Below are 17482 nucleotides of genomic sequence, written 5' to 3'. Positions count from 1 at the left end.
TATATGCGTATCATTGTTTATGGCAGTTTAAGGCGCAAGCAAGGGAATCATCACTGGATGACTTATGCTCAGCTGCTAGGTGAGCATAAGCTAGAAGGTTATGAACTGTATGACCTTGGATATTATCCAGCGGTTATCAGAGGGAATGGCACGATTGAATGCGAAGTTTATCGTATCAATCCGTCGATTCTGACTGAGTTAGACGAACTGAAGAAAAATTCACAAGATTATGAGCGTGAGTTAATTCCAACACCTTATGGTAATGCGTGGATTTATCTCTATAAACACTCAGTTGAAGGCCTGCCTCACATTAAAAGTGGTGATTGGCTGAAGCGCCATGAAGAAGAGTAATCAGTAGTTTATCTGTAATGAGTCATCAAGAAAAACGCCGAGCATTGAAAATTCAGTGGTCGGCGTTTTTTATAGATGTTAAGCGCGGCTCATTGCTTTGAGCATTTTCACAAACTCATCAATATGATGGCGTTCTATTGTTGGGTTCATAAAGACCACTTTTTCTCCTGATGTACACAAAACGGTTATGTTCGGCATAAGTTGAGCAGGCGATGGAATCAGCATATTGAAGTTGTTTGAATTTTTCGATGGTGTGACGTAATCCAAGCTGTGTAGCTTCGTTGATAGCGAGCGGGTTGGTATTAACATCATAATTAATGAAGAAATTAAAAGTTACTCTGGCTTTTTTTACTAAGGAAATATATTCCTATATTGATAGGCTAATCATATAATCTAATAGATATTTATTTTTAATTGTTATTATTTCGATTTTTTTATTAAAAGCGGATTAATTAATCCAACTAAATTTAAATATTCCGGCGTTTAATTCTGGTTGTTGTTTTGGGTGGTATGGCTGTCGATATATATCACTGAATAATATGAAATTGTGAAAAAAATTAATATTGTGAGGGGAAGGTATAGGTAAAAAAAAGCACTGGCAAAAACCAGCGCTTTTCTATCTACAGAAGGGATTAATTATTTTTTTGCAGCGCGTTCGAAAGAAGCGATGATTTCAGCTTTAGCTGCTTCTGCATTCTCCCAACCGTCAACTTTAACCCACTTGCCTTTTTCTAAATCTTTGTAATGCTCAAAGAAGTGAGTGATTTGCGCACGCAGCAGTTCAGGAATGTCGTTCACATCTTTGATGTGATCGTATTCTTTGCTCAGTTTAGTGTGCGGTACTGCAACTAATTTCGCATCTTCACCAGATTCGTCAGTCATTTTCAGTACGCCAACTGGACGGCAACGGATAACTGAACCTGGTTGTAATGGGTATGGAGTTGGTACTAAAACGTCAACTGGGTCACCATCTAAAGATAGGGTGTTGTTGATGTAACCGTAGTTGCACGGATAGAACATCGCAGTAGACATGAAACGGTCTACAAACAGTGCGCCAGATTCTTTATCAACTTCATATTTGATTGGATCAGCGTTAGCTGGGATTTCGATGATTACGTAGATATCTTCAGGCAGTTCTTTACCTGCCGGTACATTGTTCAGGCCCATTAAAATGTATCCTTATGAGTGCTTAAAATAACGTGGGGGACATTATAGCCGTAAAGAGAGGTAAAACTCACTAGTTGGAGAGAAATTCAGTCAAAAAAGGCGAGAGAGTCTCGCCTTCAGGTCAAACGGAATGTTTGATTATTCTGCGTCAGGGTACTCACGCATAAAGGATTCCGCCTTCTCCACCATGGCTTTCGTTCCCACAAAGAACGGCACACGTTGATGCAGCTTGGTTGGGATGATGTCTAACACGCGGTTAGTACCATCACTTGCTTTACCGCCCGCTTGTTCTGCTAAGAATGAAATTGGGTTGCATTCGTACAGAAGGCGCAGTTTACCTGTTGGGTGGCTAGCTGTGCTTGGGTAAATGTAAATACCGCCTTTGAGTAAGTTACGGTGGAAGTCTGCCACTAAAGAGCCGATATAACGCGTGGTATATGGGCGGTTTGTTGCTTTGTCTTCTTCCTGACAGTATTTAATATATTTCTTAACGCCCATAGGGAACTTGATGTAGTTACCTTCGTTAATGGAATACATTTTACCTTCTGCTGGGAACATGACTTTTTCATGAGACAGACAGAATACACCTAATGATGGGTCGTAGGTGAAGGCATGAACGCCGAAACCAGTGGTGTATACCAGCATGGTTGATGAACCGTAAACCACATAGCCCGCCGCAACTTGGCGGTTACCTGGTTGTAAGAAGTCAGCTTCTGTAACCGGTTGACCAATTGGAGTAATACGGTGGTAGATAGAGAAGATTGTTCCAACGGAAACGTTTACATCGATATTCGAAGAACCATCCAGAGGGTCCATTAAAACGACATATTTCGCGTTTTCTGCACGGTCACCTTCGAAAATGACGATTTCATCTTCTTCTTCTGAGGCGATACCGGCGACTTCTCCGCGCGCTTTCAAAGCCGCTTTCAGTTTTTCGTTTGCATACAGGTCAAGCTTCATCTGAACTTCACCTTGAACATTCGAAACACCGCTTGTGCCGAGAATGTCAACGAGTCCAGCTTTGTTAATATCACGATGGATAATTTTAGCGCCCAGTTTGATTGCTGACAGTAATGCAGTCAGCTCACCTGTTGCATGAGGAAAATCTTGTTGCTTTTCGACGATGAATTCGCCTAATGTTTTCATGACGAAGGTCCTGAATAAAATTGACAGAAATTTGCGGGTCTTTATTGTACCCTCGGGCGGAGAGTTTATCTAAATAAAGAAAAGATTAATAGGCTAATACATTTATAAACCTGTGATTGATGAGTAGAATAGTGACAAACCTCATGCTATTGGATGGAAAAGAATGCACATACATATTTTAGGCATATGCGGAACCTTCATGGGCAGCTTAGCTATTTTAGCTCGTTCGTTAGGGCACAAAGTGACTGGGTCCGACGCAAACGTCTACCCACCGATGAGTACGTTGCTTGAAAAGCAAGGCATTGAACTCATTCAAGGATTCGACCCTGCGCAGTTAGAGCCAACCCCTGATATGGTGGTGATTGGGAATGCGATGACCCGTGGAAATCCATGTGTTGAAGCCGTATTAGAGCGTGGTTTACCTTATACCTCTGGTCCACAGTGGCTTCATGATCATGTTCTTCCTGAGCGCTGGGTATTGGCAGTTGCAGGGACTCACGGTAAAACAACAACTGCGGGAATGCTGGCGTGGATCCTGCAAGATTGTGGCTATGAGCCTGGTTTTCTGATTGGCGGTGTGCCAGGAAACTTTGATGTTTCGTCTCAGATTGGTAAAAGTCCTTTCTTTGTTATTGAAGCGGATGAGTATGATTGCGCATTCTTTGATAAGCGATCCAAATTCGTACATTACAGCCCTAAAACGCTGATTTTGAATAACCTCGAATTCGATCACGCGGATATTTTTGAAAATCTCGAAGCGATTCAAAAGCAATTCCATCACTTGGTGCGTATTGTGCCAAGTAGCGGCAAAATCTTTATGCCGAGTAACGACAATAACCTCAAGCAAGTGATGAATATGGGGTGTTGGAGCGAACAAGAGTTGGTGGGAGAAAACGGTGAGTGGCATGCCGTAAAACTTAATCATGATGGCAGCCAGTTTGAGGTGTATTACCAACAAGAAAAAGTGGGCGAAGTGAATTGGTCCCAAGTCGGTAATCACAATATCCAAAATGGCTTGATGGCGATTGCTGCTGCACACCATGTTGGTGTACCTGCGAAAGAAGCTTGTTTAGCATTGGATAAATTTATTAATGCCCGTCGCCGTCTTGAGTTACGTGGTGTTGAAAATGAGGTCAGTGTTTATGATGACTTCGCTCATCATCCAACGGCAATTTTAGCGACGTTAGAAGCATTACGTAGCAAAGTTGGCGGTACTTCTCGTATTATTGCTGTACTGGAACCTCGTTCAAATACCATGAAAATGGGGATCAGTAAAAATGATATCGCACCCGCTTTAGGTCGTGCGGATGAAGTCTTCTTATTCCAACCTAGCAATATTCCGTGGATGGTCACAGAAATTGCAGAGCATTGTGTACAGCCTGCGCGCTGGCACGCAGATATTGATACTCTCGCTAATATGGTTGTGGAGACTGCTCAGCCCGGTGACCATATTCTGGTGATGAGTAATGGCGGTTTTGGTGGTATTCATGAAAAACTGCTGGCAGGGCTAAAGCATAAAGCTGAAGCAAAATCTGACGAGTAATATGACGAATAGTATATAAGCGCTATCGTGAATCAGAGCCCTAATCTAAGCCCTAACCTAAGTTAGGGCTTTTTCGTCATAGCTGCTGAGGAAGTTCGATGTTTGCGCGTTCTGGCAATCCGGAGCAGCTTAACACAGTGCCTTGCATCTCTTTTTTAACGCTTCCAAGATAACAATCCACTGAGTCTGTAAATAAGTGGAACAGGCAGCCAACGGCGATGGCTTTGAATTTCCATGAAGGGAAGAAAAATAAGACGATATAAGCGATGGCAGCCCAAATGGTGTGCATAGGATGGAAACCTACGCCGCAACGATCAGGATCGAAAATAGGATCGGCGAGAAGGTGATCGAGGTCGATAACCATGGTGGAAACCATTAAGAGCCCGGCTAGCTTCCAGTTTTTTCGCCAAAATAAATAGCCAAATAAAAAGGGCACTAAAAAATGGAAACCGTAGTGAACGATGTTCCGTAAGATCTCAAATAACACGGGCTTATCTCGATATGAATCAGTGGAAGACGCGTCACTATAGAGCTAAAAATACAAAGAGGGAACTGGGTTCCCTCTTTTTCGATATCTAAAATTTTTCGAAAGAACTAAAGTTCTTGTTCGAAAAGCACCAAAATGGCTTCGTACAGCTCACGCGTTGTGAAATCGTTGGTTGGCGTTGAGAAAATTGTATCATCGCCAGCAATGCTGCCTAAGATGCCTTCAGCTTTGCCTAAGGAGTCTAGCAGGCGAGCAATTAACTGTGCAGCTCCTGGGCTGGTACGGATCACAACAACAGAGTGGTTGTAGTCAACATCCAGAACTAAGTTCTTCAGTGGGCTGGTGGCAGTAGGGACACCAGGCTCAGTTGGTAAGCAATACACCATTTCCATTTTTGCGTTGCGGGTACGTACAGCACCAAACTTCGTCAACATTCTGGAAATTTTAGATTGATTAATGTTTTCGAAGCCTTGTTCTTGAAGAGCGATCACAATTTCGGCTTGTGAACTGAATTTTTCTTCTTTAAGGAGCGCCTTAAAGGCTTTTACCAAGTCTTCTTGTTTCGACATAGTGCGCATAATTAACCCATCTTTTGGTATTAAACTGAGTTGTATTATGTTGAAAAGTGCATTTTTATGCAAGAAAATTGATTTTTAGAGTATTTAATGAGCGATTTAAGATAAGGTTTTTCTGGTAGTAATAAGGGGTTTATCTTAAATTATTGGTTCGAAATTTAACTTAAAAATAAATTGATTTAACAATAAGTTACTGTAAAAAATTTGTTAAATAATCAGGCGGTGCTGAATAAATCGTCAAATAAAATTAGGTTTAATGTTAAATGCAATAGCAATAAAAACTATTTGTTAAAAAAGTGTCCGTTATCTCATTAACAGATAAGGAATTTGTTTAGAATAGAGCTATTGTGTTGGTGATTTATCTCGCGTTAACACTTCTCTCTAACTGTTAAAGAATTGTTTTTTATAAGTAATGTGTTTAGTGCGTAGTCAGATGAATTCATATATTTTAAAGTACAATTAAGGAGTTTTAGAATGAAAGTTGCAGTCCTAGGTGCAGCAGGTGGTATCGGTCAGGCTCTCGCCCTTCTTCTCAAAAACCAGCTCCCAGCAGGTTCAGAACTCTCCCTCTACGACATCGCGCCAGTAACTCCAGGTGTTGCCGCTGACTTAAGCCACATCCCTACCGACGTTAAAGTGGTTGGTTTCGCGGGTGAAGATGCAACCCCAGCACTGAAAGGTGCGGATGTAGTATTAATTTCTGCCGGTGTCGCACGTAAGCCAGGTATGGATCGCTCTGACCTGTTCAATGTGAACGCAGGCATTGTACGTAACCTTGTTCAGCAAATCGCGGTTACCTGCCCGAAAGCACTGATCGGTATTATCACTAACCCAGTGAACACCACCGTTGCTATCGCGGCCGAAGTACTGAAGAAAGCTGGCGTGTATGATAAAAACCGTCTGTTCGGTGTAACGACACTGGATATCATCCGTTCAAATACTTTCGTTGCTGAATTAAAAGGCAAGAAAACTCACGAAGTTGAAGTGCCAGTTATTGGTGGTCACTCAGGTGTGACAATCCTGCCATTACTGTCTCAAATTCCTGGTGTTAGCTTCACTGATGAAGAAATCGCAGCACTGACTAAGCGTATTCAAAACGCAGGTACTGAAGTGGTTGAAGCTAAAGCGGGTGGCGGATCAGCAACACTGTCTATGGGCCAAGCGGCAGCGCGTCTGGGCTTATCTTTGATCCGTGGTCTGCAAGGCGAAAGCAATGTGGTTGAGTGTGTATACACTGAAGGTGAAGGCGAACACGCTCGTTTCTTCGCACAACCTGTTGTATTAGGCAAAAACGGTATCGAAAAACATTTACCAATTGGTAAATTAAGTGCATTTGAAGAGAAAGCACTGAAAGATATGTTAAGCGTACTGAAAGCAGATATCGAATTAGGTGAAAAATTCATTAATGGCTAATGCCAATTAAGATTTAGCGCTTAAATAAGGGCGGAATTGCTGTCATGCGATTCCGCCCTTTATTTTTATACTTGGTAAGTTTTCACTTATCAAAATAAGGGGAAGCCCCTTGAAGGTACAATGAATGAATCTTGCCATTTTTCAAGAAAATGGTTAGGCGTCTTATCTTTCAGTTCTGATCAAAAATAGCGACTGATTTTAGATTTTTTTCCTCTTCTAGTTCCTTGTTTTCTAATTCACCTGTCTCCTGGATTTTCTTTGGCTTTTCACGAACTTTTCTTTCTAATAAATCACCCGTCATTGGATCATAATAGCGACTAGGCCAGATTTCTGATGGATGTATGCCTAAAAAGTTTGCGATGATCCATTCACCTTTAGGCCAAGGTCTCGATAGCGCGTTCGCGAGTGTTGATGAGCTCAGCCCTGCTTCGCGAGAAATCGCCGCTAGGGTTGTTCCACGTTTGCGTAAAGCCGCAATGATATCTGCTGGGTGCCAGTTTGATTTCCGTAACATCATTTTTTAATCCTTTTTTCACTCAGAATCATGTAGAGTTAGTGGTACATCTAACAGAGTATTGTGATACATTCAGTGCAATCGTTCTGTTATTGGAAATAAAATAACAGAATTTCCCAATAATAATTTCTGATTTTTTCCAAAAATTCATTTTTATGAAACTATCGTTATTTTTATGAAAATAACGGAAAGGTTCAGATGATTATTGTGAACTTAGCTAACACTTTGAAAATAAAAATAACTCATTTTAGTTAGCTCTCTGTTTTTTATATTTTCTTATATTTATTCTGTTTATCGCGAAGATTTATATTTCTTAATAATGTATTGAATTATTTGAAAAGAATGGATTTCTGAATCAGCACGATAAATCCATCAATATAAAATAGTTGATACAAAGTTATTGGTATAACTAGTGGATATACAAAAGAAAGTATCTATATCGATATAATTTATTAACTATTATATTTAAATATTAAAAATGGATATTGAAACGATTAAGAAAATAAAGAAAGTTTATAGTGAATCGAAGTTGTCATCATAATGACAAGGAGCGTCGATAATGAACAAGGAATGGTTAACAGCAAAAGAGCTCGTTGGACGCCAAGGGCTTCCGACAAGTACCCAAGGCATCAATGCCATGGCGAGGCGAGAAAAGTGGTTGAGTCGAAAGCGAAGAGGTATTCAAGGAAAAGCATTGGAATACCATATTAGCTCTGTTCCCATTGATTTCGAAGAGTTCACTGTGATGTATGAAACTTCGGTAGGTTATCAAATGAAGCGTGATGAACATGCGCATATTTGGCAAGAAGCTTATAACCAGCTTTCCCATGATGAACGTATGAAGATCTTATCGTTTATTATGCGTAAAGGTGCTTTAGCTTTAATTCACCTTATTAATCAAAATAGCCATACATAGATTACATACAGTATTGAATCGAATATATTTTTAGAAAAATAACTTTGGTATAGCGACAAAAGCAGGTTGCAAAATATAAGCTAAGCGTAAAAGTGATATTATGAAAAAATTGTGGTTCACTGCGAAAGAATTAGCAGGATTAGAAGGCCTTCCATCTTCACCTCAGGGAATTAACTTAATGGCGAGAAGGGAAGGCTGGAAAAATCGTCGTAAAAGAGGTGTTCAGGGGAAGGCCGTTGAATACTATATGGAAAGCTTGCCGAATGAGATCCAAGGTCAGCTGTCACTTCATGAGCCATCAACACCGTATCAAGTGCAACGTATTGATGCACTGCAAATTTGGTCTGAGGCTTATTACCAACTGACGGAAGATGAGCGCAAAATGTTTGTGAAATACATTCTGCGTCACGGCTTATCATCGCTATTGGCAAAAATTGAACCTGAACCAGAAGATGAATAACCATGAAAAAAGGGTGAAATTGGTTTCACCCTTTTTAATATTGGTTTCGAGCGCTATCGTAATTATGAATGGCGCTGAATAGCAACGTGCGCTAAACCAATTAACGCTTCTTTATACACAGAGTCTTCCAGAGCATTTAAAGCATCAATGGCTTTTTGAGCTTCTTCCTGCGCGCGTTGGTAAGTGTATTCTAATGAACCGCAGCGTTTCATTGTGCCAAGGACGGTATCTAAGAGATGGCGACCATTTCCTTGCTCAATCGCTTGCCTAATTAATGCAGACTCTTCCGCATTCCCATGCTGCATTGCGTGCAGCAGTGGCAGTGTTGGTTTCCCTTCATCAAGATCATCGCCAGTATTTTTACCTAACTGGGTATTATCTGCATCATAATCTAGAAGATCGTCAACTAACTGGAATGCGGTCCCAATATAGCGACCATAATCTTGCAGCGCTTTCTCTTGCTCAGGCGTGGCATTGGCTAAGATAGCGGATGCATGAGAAGCCGCTTCAAACAGGCGGGCGGTTTTACTGTAGATCACTTGCATGTAGCTCTCTTCAGTAATGTTAGGATCGTTGCAGTTCATTAATTGTAAAACTTCACCTTCAGCGATCACGTTAGTGGCTTCAGACATCAGTTTTAAAACACGCATCGAATCCAGATCCGTCATCATTTGGAAGGATCGAGTATAAATAAAGTCGCCGACTAATACGCTTGCCGCGTTACCAAATACGGCGTTAGCTGTCTGTTTTCCACGACGCATATCAGATTCATCGACCACATCATCGTGTAATAAAGTGGCGGTATGGATGAATTCGATTAATGCAGCAACTTGAATATGTTTGTGTTCAGAATAGCCAAGGGATCGTCCTGCGAGGATCGCGATCATTGGACGGATCCTTTTTCCGCCCCCGCTAACGATGTAATAACCTAATTGATTAATTAATGCTACGTCTGAGTTTAATTGGCTGAGGATCGCTTCATTTACTGCTGACATATCCTCGGCTGTCAGTTCAACGATAGATTCTAAATTCATTGTAATATATTCATATTATTAGTTTTTGGGGTATTCCCTAAGTCAAAAATGGGAAAACCGATATCACAGTAATGGCGTAAGCATAACACTATTAATAATAAGATTATCGGGTGAAATGCAAAAAATGTTTAAATAAGTAACAATTCAAGATATTCCTAAGAAATCAGCCGGAAAAAGATAGGGCCGATAAAAAAGTCGTATTTTTTGTAATCTAACTGCATTATAGGCTTGTGTTCTGCTGCTTTTTTGCGTAGAATTCGCGCCCTATTGTGAATATTTTATAGCGTACTCTGGAATTGAAATATTTAGCGGGTACGCGGAAAGCGGAGTTAATATGTACGCGGTTTTCCAAAGTGGTGGTAAACAACACCGAGTTAGCGAAGGTCAAACTGTTCGCTTAGAAAAGCTGGACATCGCAACAGGTGAAACTGTTGAATTTGATCACGTTCTGATGGTTGCTAATGGCGATGAGATCCAAATCGGTGCTCCTATCGTTGAAGGCGTTAAAGTGAAAGCGGAAGTGGTTGCACACGGTCGTGGCGATAAAGTTAAAATCGTTAAGTTCCGTCGTCGTAAACACAGCCGTAAGCAGCAAGGTCACCGTCAGTGGTTCACTGATGTTAAGATCACTGTCATCGCTTAAGATTTAGGAGAGCAGATTAATGGCACATAAAAAGGCTGGTGGTTCGACTCGTAACGGTCGTGACTCAGAAGCAAAACGTTTAGGTGTTAAACGTTTTGGTGGTGAAGCTGTATTAGCAGGTAGCATCATCGTTCGTCAACGTGGTACTAAGTTCCACGCAGGTAACAACGTTGGTTGTGGCCGTGACCACACTCTGTTCGCATTAGCGGACGGTAAAGTTAAATTTGAAGTTAAAGGTCCTAACAATCGTAAATTTATCAGCATCGAAGCTGAATAAGTTTTCTGACTTTTAATTTTTGAATTAAAGCCCTGCAAAAACCTTTTGCGGGGCTTTTTATATTCAGAATATGCCATCTCTGGGTAATACCGCCATCAGGCACTATAATGGCCAGCAGACGGAGAAAGAATTATGAAATTTGTAGATGAAGCCAAAATTTTGGTCGTGGCAGGAGATGGTGGCAATGGTTGTGTCAGCTTCCGCCGTGAAAAATATATCCCGAAAGGTGGACCTGACGGTGGTGACGGTGGTGATGGTGGTGATGTCTATTTACAGGCAGACGAAAACCTCAACACACTGATTGACTATCGTTTTGAAAAATCATTTCGTGCAGAACGTGGTCAAAATGGTCAAAGCCGTGAGTGTACAGGTAAGCGTGGTGAAGACATCACGGTTAAAGTCCCTGTAGGAACGCGTGTACGCGATCTTGGCACCAATGAAGTACTCTGTGACATGACTCGTCACGATCAACGCCATATGGTCGCTAAAGGCGGTTTCCATGGGCTTGGTAATACTCGTTTTAAATCTTCCGTTAACCGTGCACCGCGTCAGCGTACCATGGGAACGAAAGGTGAAACGCGTGAAATCTTATTAGAGCTGATGTTATTGGCTGATGTGGGAATGCTAGGTATGCCGAATGCTGGTAAATCTACATTTATTCGTTCAGTATCAGCAGCGAAGCCAAAAGTTGCCGACTATCCATTTACAACCTTGGTTCCAAGCCTCGGCGTGGTACGTATGGATAACGAGCAGAGCTTTGTGGTTGCAGATATTCCTGGATTGATCGAAGGTGCTGCGGAAGGTGCAGGCCTTGGGATCCAATTCCTGAAGCACTTAGAGCGTTGTCGCGTATTGCTGCACCTTATCGACATTTGCCCAATCGATGAATCCGATCCGGTGGAAAACGCCAAGATCATCGTCGGTGAGTTAGAGAAATACAGCGAAAAACTGGCTCAGAAGCCACGCTGGTTAGTCTTCAACAAAGTGGATATCTTAGGCGAAGAAGAGTCTGCAAAACGTGCAGCTGAAATTGCTAAAGGTATGGGCTGGGAAGATAAGTATTATATGATTTCTGCCGTGAACCACGAAGGTGTAAAAGCACTGTGTTGGGATATCATGGAGTTCATGAATACTCAGCCGCGTGATATGGCTGTTGAAGATGAAAACAGCCAGCCAGAAAAAGTTGAATTTATGTGGGATGATTACCATAAAGAGCAGCTATCTGGTGCAGAAGATCTTGATGACGATTGGGATGATGATTGGGATGAAGATGACGATGAAGGCGTCGAATTCATCTACCAAAAATAATTATCTTTGAGTCATATAAAAAGGCACAACTTGCGAAGGTTGTGCCTTTTTTATTATAAAGATCTTAAAAGGATCTTTAGGGGGATCAGTTCTTTTGGTAAAGATCGCGATAGAGGCGGCTTTCAAAGCGAACTAATGGTACACGGCGGCTATTATATTGGCTCTGTGGAACGGCATAAGCGGAAATAAACTGGACGAATGCCACTTTTTCACCGCTTGCGGTAGTAATAAAGCCCGCAAGGTTATAAACCCCTTGTAATGCACCCGTTTTCGCTGACACCTTGCCATTGACTCCTGCCTCATCTAAACCACCACGGTAACGAAGTGTCCCATCGTGCCCTGCGAGTGGTAGCATCGAAATGTAATCGAGCTGTTGGTCATTTTTAGCGATAAATTGCAAAACTTGCATCATGGTCGCTGGAGTTATCAAGTTATGGCGAGATAAGCCAGAGCCATCCACCATCACGGTGTTGCCTAAATCAATACCGGCTTTTTGCTTGAGGACCTGCCTTACTGCATCAGAGCCTGATCGCCAGGTACCTGGAACGCCGTAATAATCACGACCAATCGTTCTAAATACCGTATCTGCTATCATGTTATCTGACTTTTTCAGCATGATTTTTAAGAGGTCATGCAGCGGCTTGGACTCAGTTTTGACGAGTACTTGAGATTGTGGCGTTTGTTGGGTGCGTTTTTTAACTGAGCCGGATAATTCAATACCTGCGACCTGCAACTCATTTTTGACGATAGCGCCGGAGTAGCTTGCCCCATTTTGTACTGCAAATGCGAGCGGTAATGGCTCACTACGCTGGGTTAAGCAGCCTGTTAATGTGTAGCGGTTCAATTCACCGGGAACAACATCCAGCTCGCAGTAACGAGCTTCTGGCGAGCCTTTAGCGAGAGTTTTGACTTCACTAAACATATTTACAGGGTAGAAGCTGGCTGTTTTGATATACGCCATTTCTCCCGCTTTATCTGACGGATAAAGGGAAACTGAGAAACAGTTTCTATCAATGATGGCAGCAGCCGGTGGAGCACTGAAGCACTGGGTCATATCGTTCCATACCCAGCCTGGCGCTTTGTCATGGCTTGCAAAAGCAGAAATATCGACAATAAGATCACCATCGACTTTATGAATGCCAATCTGCTTTAACGCATTGACCATATTGCGAATTTGCTGACGTGTTAACGTAGGGTCGCCACTAAAGCGGATCACCAAGTCGCCGGATAACGTGTTGTTATTGAGCTTTCCGTTTGTCTCGAAGTTAGTGACGAAACGGTAGTCCGGACCTAGCTGTAGTAATGCCGCGAGGGCGGTTACTACTTTCTGCGTACTGGCAGGCAGAGCCATTTGCTGAGCGTTATAATCAATAAGAGGGGTATTACTTCCTACTTTCTGCGCAACCAGAGCAAGGTTAGTGCCGTCAGGGAGATACTGTTTATAATCATCGATAGGGATTGCAGCTGCTTGCGAAGTAATGAATGCAAGTCCTAAAGTGAAGATTAATTTTCTGGTTGATGTTAGTAGCGACATATATTTCACGCATTAGGGTAGACATACTGCACATACTAAAGTGTAATGCCCAATAAAGTAAACGATGATCAGCTATTAACTCTCAGTTAAAATAGCGAACAGTATGATAAGATAAGTCACAAGTTGGTCTGATTGAGTTATTGACACCTTAAGTTTTTGAACACCCCCTACGCACTATAGTGTTCGGTGTACTGTTGTTACAAAATCAGGAAGATACTTATTTTTAGATAGGATTGAATTAGAGGTATTTATCAAATGAAACAGATTCCAATGACGGTATTTGGTGCTAACAAGCTAAGAGAAGAGCTCGAGTATCTGAAATCTGTCCGTCGTCCTGAAATTATTGCTTCTATTGCAGAAGCTCGTGAACATGGCGATTTAAAAGAAAACGCTGAATATCATGCTGCGCGTGAGCAGCAAGGCTTTTGTGAAGGTCGTATTCAAGAAATTGAATCTAAACTTTCTCACTCTCAAGTGATTGACGTTACCAAAATGGCAAATAATGGCCGAGTGATCTTTGGTGCGACGGTTTCCGTATTGAATTTGGATACCGATGAAGAGTTAACCTACCGCATCGTAGGTGATGATGAAGCTGATATTAAAGTGAACTTAATTTCAGTGAATTCACCGATTGCGCGCGGATTAGTGGGTAAAGAAGTTGATGATGTCGTAATGATTAAGACGCCGGGCGGAGATGTTGAGTTCGAAATTCTTAAAGTTGAGTATATCTGATTCCTATTTCCCTGAATTAGTTATATTATTTTACTGATTTAGAGAGAAAGGCCGCAGGCGGCCTTTTTCGTCATATAAAACATGCTTTCAATGGCATTTTTATATAAATGAGCAGTTATTATTTAGGTAAACTAATTTTGCGTTCAGCCGTTGGACGGTAGAGAACAAGAATTTTACCGATAACTTGAACATTTGCTGCACCTGTTTCGCGAACAATCGCTTCAGCGATCAAATTTTTAGTTTCACGATCTTCGCCAGCGATTTTGACTTTGATAAGCTCATGATGTGTTAATGAGACTTCGATTTCAGCCAAAACACCCTCAGTTAAACCATTGTTGCCAATCATAACAACTGGGTTTAAGTGATGAGCGAGACTTTTTAGGTGTTGAATTTGTTTTTTGTTAAGATTCATCGATTTTTTGCTTGGTTAGTATTGAAAATGGCATATTCTACCGCCATCTGTTAACTATCACCATCTATTAATCTTACTCGATGGTAAAGAAGCAGCTAATGATTACCCGAAAGTAATCCAGTGACCAGTAGGCAGCGCGTTAACTCTTTCCCGATAAACAGCTCGATTTATGTGACTTGGGTAGAAAAAATGAAGCTAACTCTCTGTAACTTGAAGAATGTCGGGAAATGTATTTCTATTAGTATAGTTGGAAAGTGCAATGGCCAATAAAAAACGTTCGGCAAGCTCCAGTCGTTGGTTGCAAGAACATTTTAGTGATAAATATGTTCAGCAAGCACAAAAGAAAGGGCTCCGCTCGCGTGCATGGTTTAAACTGGATGAAATCCAGCAAAGTGATAAGATTTTTAAACCAGGTATGACCGTTGTTGATTTAGGGGCTGCTCCTGGTGGGTGGTCGCAATATGTTGTCGGCCAAATCGGTCACAATGGTCGTATTATTGCTTGTGACCTATTACCAATGGACCCAATCGTCGGCGTGGATTTCCTCCAAGGGGATTTTCGTGATGAAGCTGTACTGGCTGCTTTGTTAGAGCGAGTTGGCGATAAAAAAGTACAAGTGGTTATGTCTGACATGGCCCCAAATATGAGCGGAACACCAGCAGTGGATATTCCCCGCTCTATGTATCTGGTTGAATTAGCATTGGATATGTGCCGTGCGGTATTGGCTCCCGGGGGAAGTTTTATCGTTAAAGTGTTTCAGGGAGAAGGCTTTGACGAATACCTTAGGGATATCCGCTCCCTGTTTACGAAGGTAAAAGTTCGTAAACCCGAATCTTCGCGGGCACGATCGCGTGAAGTATACATTGTAGCGACAGGACTAAAACTATAGTACCCTGAGCGTTATTTGTTAACACAGTTGTAAGGTGAGGTTAATCCCTTGAGTGACATGGCGAAAAACCTAATTCTCTGGTTAGTCATCGCAGTTGTTCTGATGTCCTTGTTCCAGAGTTTTGGCCCAAGCGATTCGAATAGTCGCAGAGTTGATTATTCAACGTTTATCAATGAGTTAGCCCAGGATCAGGTACGTGAAGTTCGTATCACAGGTCGTGAATTGAACGTCAGAAAAGCGGATAATAGCCGCTATACAACTTATCTTCCTATGCAGGATGAGAAGTTGTTAGACACCTTGTTAAACAAGAATGTTACTGTCGTCGGTGAACCACCAGAAGAACCTAGCTTACTGACATCTATTTTCATTTCCTGGTTCCCAATGCTGCTGTTGATTGGTGTCTGGATCTTCTTTATGCGCCAAATGCAAGGTGGTGGCGGTAAAGGGGCGATGTCATTCGGTAAAAGCAAAGCCCGTATGCTGACAGAAGATCAGATCAAAACAACATTTGCTGATGTTGCGGGTTGCGATGAAGCGAAAGAGGAAGTGGGGGAGATCGTAGACTTCCTACGTGAACCTGCTCGTTTCCAAAAACTCGGTGGTAAAATCCCTAAAGGTGTCCTGATGGTAGGACCTCCGGGTACAGGTAAAACATTACTGGCTAAAGCTATTGCTGGTGAAGCGAAAGTACCATTCTTTACCATTTCCGGTTCAGACTTCGTGGAAATGTTTGTGGGTGTGGGTGCTTCACGTGTTCGTGATATGTTCGAGCAAGCAAAAAAAGCGGCGCCGTGTATTATCTTTATCGATGAAATCGATGCTGTTGGTCGTCAACGTGGTGCCGGTTTAGGTGGTGGTCACGATGAACGTGAGCAGACACTGAACCAGATGCTGGTTGAGATGGATGGTTTCGAAGGTAACGAAGGTATTATCGTGATCGCGGCAACTAACCGTGCTGACGTTCTGGACCCAGCATTATTGCGTCCGGGTCGTTTTGACCGTCAAGTTGTGGTTGGCTTACCTGATGTTCGTGGTCGTGAGCAAATCTTAAAAGTTCATATGCGTCGTGTGCCTATCGACCCTGCGGTTGATACAACTATCTTGGCTCGTGCAACACCTGGTTTCTCCGGTGCGGAATTGGCTAACTTAGTGAACGAAGCAGCACTGTTTGCAGCGCGCGAAAATAAACGCGTTGTAACGATGGCGGAATTCGAAAGAGCGCGTGACAAAGTGTGGCTGGGTGCAGAGCACCGCTCACTGATGATGACTGAAGAGCAGAAAGAATCTACTGCTTATCATGAAGCTGGACACGCAATCGTCGGTTACTTGATGCCAGAGCATGATCCTGTTCATAAAGTGACTATTATTCCTCGCGGTCGTGCATTAGGTGTGACTTTCTACTTACCTGAAGGCGACCAAATCAGTGCAAGCCGTCAGAAGTTAGAAGGTAATATCGCAAGTACATACGGCGGTCGTATTGCGGAAGAGCTGATCTACGGTTATGACAAAATCTCAACCGGCGCATCAGGTGATATCCAGCAAGCAACTAGCACAGCGAGAAAAATGGTGACTCAGTGGGGCTTCTCTGACAAGTTAGGTCCAGTGTTATATTCTGAAGAAGAAGGCCCTGCATTCTTAGGTCGTTCAGGACATAGCTCGACTTACTCAGATGAAACTGCACGCATCATTGATGAAGAAATTAAAGCAATTATCGACCGTGGTTATGAGGTTGCACATAAAACCTTAACTGACAATATGGATATTCTGCATGCGATGAAAGATGCATTATTGAAATATGAAACTATCGATATGCCAATGATTGACGACCTGATGAACCGCCGTCCAGTGCGTGCGCCAGCAGGCTGGGATGAGGATAAAAAAGTGAACAATGTGACAGGTTCATTTGGTGCTGCAACTAGCGCATCAAAACCTGAAGCAAAGTCAGCTGAAACTCAACCAGAAGAGCCAACTGAAAAATCTGATGAAAATAATTCATCCGATAATAATGATAGCAAGCCACAGTAAGCTATCGTGACAAGTTGAATAATTAAAAACCCCAGGTCACTGGGGTTTTTTACGTT

General features: G+C 42.2%; 19 protein-coding genes and 1 pseudogene. 11 read left to right on the top strand and 9 right to left on the bottom strand.

Annotation, left to right across the window (positions count from 1 at the left end; translation table 11 throughout):
• Positions 1–3: 3 nt before the first annotated feature.
• A complete protein-coding gene (locus tag GKR48_RS16315; protein WP_154603036.1) occupies positions 4–351 on the top strand; it encodes a gamma-glutamylcyclotransferase family protein in 348 nt (115 codons plus the stop codon).
• Positions 352–429: 78 nt separating this feature from the next.
• Here GKR48_RS16315 and GKR48_RS16310 read toward each other — a convergent pair whose 3' ends face one another.
• The 3 genes from GKR48_RS16310 to fbp all read right to left on the bottom strand — a co-directional run bounded on the left by GKR48_RS16310 (position 430) and on the right by fbp (position 2664).
• Positions 430–576, bottom strand: coding sequence for a hypothetical protein (locus tag GKR48_RS16310; protein WP_230088707.1), 147 nt, complete (start codon positions 574–576; stop codon positions 430–432).
• A gap of 411 nt (positions 577–987) precedes the next feature.
• Positions 988–1518 (bottom strand): inorganic diphosphatase, encoded by a 531-nt coding sequence (gene ppa / locus GKR48_RS16305; protein WP_006658000.1) that lies wholly within the window; start codon positions 1516–1518, stop codon positions 988–990.
• 138 nt (positions 1519–1656) lie between these two features.
• The gene (fbp, locus tag GKR48_RS16300) at positions 1657–2664 is read right to left on the bottom strand and encodes a class 1 fructose-bisphosphatase (protein WP_036949007.1); all 1008 of its coding nucleotides are present in this window, start codon (positions 2662–2664) and stop codon (positions 1657–1659) included.
• Between the two features lie 163 nt (positions 2665–2827).
• On the opposite strand from fbp, the gene mpl reads away from it, so the two are divergent.
• Positions 2828–4207 carry a UDP-N-acetylmuramate:L-alanyl-gamma-D-glutamyl-meso-diaminopimelate ligase gene (gene mpl, locus GKR48_RS16295; protein ID WP_154603034.1) on the top strand — a complete coding sequence of 460 codons (1380 nt, stop codon included), beginning with the start codon at positions 2828–2830 and terminating at the stop codon, positions 4205–4207.
• 76 nt (positions 4208–4283) lie between these two features.
• Here mpl and GKR48_RS16290 read toward each other — a convergent pair whose 3' ends face one another.
• Both GKR48_RS16290 and argR read right to left on the bottom strand, forming a co-directional pair.
• Positions 4284–4694 (bottom strand): DUF6122 family protein, encoded by a 411-nt coding sequence (locus GKR48_RS16290; RefSeq protein ID WP_336431192.1) that lies wholly within the window; start codon positions 4692–4694, stop codon positions 4284–4286.
• 107 nt (positions 4695–4801) lie between these two features.
• A complete protein-coding gene (gene argR, locus GKR48_RS16285) occupies positions 4802–5272 on the bottom strand; it encodes a transcriptional regulator ArgR (RefSeq protein ID WP_036949013.1) in 471 nt (156 codons plus the stop codon).
• Positions 5273–5743: 471 nt separating this feature from the next.
• Here argR and mdh point away from each other — a divergent pair, with 471 nt between their 5' ends.
• Positions 5744–6682, top strand: a complete 939-nt coding sequence (gene mdh / locus GKR48_RS16280; RefSeq protein WP_154603033.1) for a malate dehydrogenase — start codon at positions 5744–5746, stop codon at positions 6680–6682.
• 262 nt (positions 6683–6944) lie between these two features.
• On the opposite strand, the pseudogene GKR48_RS16275 reads toward mdh, so the two are convergent.
• Positions 6945–7199: pseudogene (locus GKR48_RS16275) on the bottom strand (helix-turn-helix domain-containing protein); the annotation flags it as partial.
• A gap of 556 nt (positions 7200–7755) precedes the next feature.
• On the opposite strand from GKR48_RS16275, the gene GKR48_RS16270 reads away from it, so the two are divergent.
• Both GKR48_RS16270 and GKR48_RS16265 read left to right on the top strand, forming a co-directional pair.
• Entirely contained in the window at positions 7756–8112 is a 357-nt protein-coding gene (locus GKR48_RS16270) for a DNA-binding protein (protein WP_154628833.1), read from the top strand.
• A 100-nt stretch (positions 8113–8212) separates the two neighbouring features.
• A complete protein-coding gene (locus GKR48_RS16265) occupies positions 8213–8572 on the top strand; it encodes a DNA-binding protein (RefSeq protein ID WP_154603030.1) in 360 nt (119 codons plus the stop codon).
• A 62-nt stretch (positions 8573–8634) separates the two neighbouring features.
• Here GKR48_RS16265 and ispB read toward each other — a convergent pair whose 3' ends face one another.
• Positions 8635–9606 (bottom strand): octaprenyl diphosphate synthase, encoded by a 972-nt coding sequence (gene ispB, locus GKR48_RS16260; protein WP_154628832.1) that lies wholly within the window; start codon positions 9604–9606, stop codon positions 8635–8637.
• Positions 9607–9940: 334 nt separating this feature from the next.
• On the opposite strand from ispB, the gene rplU reads away from it, so the two are divergent.
• The 3 genes from rplU to cgtA all read left to right on the top strand — a co-directional run bounded on the left by rplU (position 9941) and on the right by cgtA (position 11834).
• Positions 9941–10249: a 50S ribosomal protein L21 gene (rplU, locus tag GKR48_RS16255; protein ID WP_006658010.1), complete on the top strand. Its 309-nt coding sequence runs from the start codon at positions 9941–9943 to the stop codon at positions 10247–10249.
• A 19-nt stretch (positions 10250–10268) separates the two neighbouring features.
• Complete coding sequence (gene rpmA, locus GKR48_RS16250; RefSeq protein WP_004905922.1) at positions 10269–10526, top strand: 50S ribosomal protein L27; 258 nt, start codon at positions 10269–10271, stop codon at positions 10524–10526.
• Between the two features lie 132 nt (positions 10527–10658).
• Positions 10659–11834, top strand: a complete 1176-nt coding sequence (cgtA, locus tag GKR48_RS16245; RefSeq protein ID WP_154628831.1) for an Obg family GTPase CgtA — start codon at positions 10659–10661, stop codon at positions 11832–11834.
• Positions 11835–11919: 85 nt separating this feature from the next.
• Here the strand turns inward: cgtA and dacB are convergent, their stop codons facing one another.
• Entirely contained in the window at positions 11920–13368 is a 1449-nt protein-coding gene (dacB, locus tag GKR48_RS16240; RefSeq protein WP_154628830.1) for a serine-type D-Ala-D-Ala carboxypeptidase, read from the bottom strand.
• Between the two features lie 255 nt (positions 13369–13623).
• On the opposite strand from dacB, the gene greA reads away from it, so the two are divergent.
• Entirely contained in the window at positions 13624–14100 is a 477-nt protein-coding gene (gene greA, locus GKR48_RS16235; RefSeq protein ID WP_154628829.1) for a transcription elongation factor GreA, read from the top strand.
• Positions 14101–14218: 118 nt separating this feature from the next.
• Here the strand turns inward: greA and yhbY are convergent, their stop codons facing one another.
• Entirely contained in the window at positions 14219–14512 is a 294-nt protein-coding gene (yhbY, locus tag GKR48_RS16230; RefSeq protein WP_154603026.1) for a ribosome assembly RNA-binding protein YhbY, read from the bottom strand.
• 259 nt (positions 14513–14771) lie between these two features.
• Here yhbY and rlmE point away from each other — a divergent pair, with 259 nt between their 5' ends.
• Together rlmE and ftsH are read left to right on the top strand one after the other, a co-directional pair.
• A complete protein-coding gene (rlmE, locus tag GKR48_RS16225; protein WP_036949039.1) occupies positions 14772–15401 on the top strand; it encodes a 23S rRNA (uridine(2552)-2'-O)-methyltransferase RlmE in 630 nt (209 codons plus the stop codon).
• Positions 15402–15458: 57 nt separating this feature from the next.
• Positions 15459–17426 (top strand): ATP-dependent zinc metalloprotease FtsH, encoded by a 1968-nt coding sequence (ftsH, locus tag GKR48_RS16220; RefSeq protein WP_154628828.1) that lies wholly within the window; start codon positions 15459–15461, stop codon positions 17424–17426.
• Positions 17427–17482 lie beyond the last annotated feature (56 nt).

The sequence above is a fragment of the Providencia sp. wls1943 genome (assembly GCF_009706275.1).
Classification (GTDB): Bacteria; Pseudomonadota; Gammaproteobacteria; order Enterobacterales; family Enterobacteriaceae; genus Providencia; species Providencia zhijiangensis.
The sequence above is the reverse complement of the archived record's forward strand: the minus strand, read 5'-3'. Positions and strand labels throughout refer to the sequence as shown.

Excerpts from the sequence above, each read along its gene's own strand:
- GKR48_RS16315 (WP_154603036.1), top strand. The coding sequence starts at position 4 with ATGCGTATCATTGTTTATGGCAGTTTAAGGCGCAAGCAAGGGAATCAT.
- GKR48_RS16310 (WP_230088707.1), bottom strand. The coding sequence starts at position 576 with ATGCTGATTCCATCGCCTGCTCAACTTATGCCGAACATAACCGTTTTG.
- ppa (WP_006658000.1), bottom strand. The coding sequence starts at position 1,518 with ATGGGCCTGAACAATGTACCGGCAGGTAAAGAACTGCCTGAAGATATC.
- fbp (WP_036949007.1), bottom strand. The coding sequence starts at position 2,664 with ATGAAAACATTAGGCGAATTCATCGTCGAAAAGCAACAAGATTTTCCT.
- mpl (WP_154603034.1), top strand. The coding sequence starts at position 2,828 with ATGCACATACATATTTTAGGCATATGCGGAACCTTCATGGGCAGCTTA.
- argR (WP_036949013.1), bottom strand. The coding sequence starts at position 5,272 with ATGCGCACTATGTCGAAACAAGAAGACTTGGTAAAAGCCTTTAAGGCG.
- mdh (WP_154603033.1), top strand. The coding sequence starts at position 5,744 with ATGAAAGTTGCAGTCCTAGGTGCAGCAGGTGGTATCGGTCAGGCTCTC.
- GKR48_RS16270 (WP_154628833.1), top strand. The coding sequence starts at position 7,756 with ATGAACAAGGAATGGTTAACAGCAAAAGAGCTCGTTGGACGCCAAGGG.
- GKR48_RS16265 (WP_154603030.1), top strand. The coding sequence starts at position 8,213 with ATGAAAAAATTGTGGTTCACTGCGAAAGAATTAGCAGGATTAGAAGGC.
- ispB (WP_154628832.1), bottom strand. The coding sequence starts at position 9,606 with ATGAATTTAGAATCTATCGTTGAACTGACAGCCGAGGATATGTCAGCA.
- rplU (WP_006658010.1), top strand. The coding sequence starts at position 9,941 with ATGTACGCGGTTTTCCAAAGTGGTGGTAAACAACACCGAGTTAGCGAA.
- rpmA (WP_004905922.1), top strand. The coding sequence starts at position 10,269 with ATGGCACATAAAAAGGCTGGTGGTTCGACTCGTAACGGTCGTGACTCA.
- cgtA (WP_154628831.1), top strand. The coding sequence starts at position 10,659 with ATGAAATTTGTAGATGAAGCCAAAATTTTGGTCGTGGCAGGAGATGGT.
- dacB (WP_154628830.1), bottom strand. The coding sequence starts at position 13,368 with ATGTCGCTACTAACATCAACCAGAAAATTAATCTTCACTTTAGGACTT.
- greA (WP_154628829.1), top strand. The coding sequence starts at position 13,624 with ATGAAACAGATTCCAATGACGGTATTTGGTGCTAACAAGCTAAGAGAA.
- yhbY (WP_154603026.1), bottom strand. The coding sequence starts at position 14,512 with ATGAATCTTAACAAAAAACAAATTCAACACCTAAAAAGTCTCGCTCAT.
- rlmE (WP_036949039.1), top strand. The coding sequence starts at position 14,772 with ATGGCCAATAAAAAACGTTCGGCAAGCTCCAGTCGTTGGTTGCAAGAA.
- ftsH (WP_154628828.1), top strand. The coding sequence starts at position 15,459 with ATGGCGAAAAACCTAATTCTCTGGTTAGTCATCGCAGTTGTTCTGATG.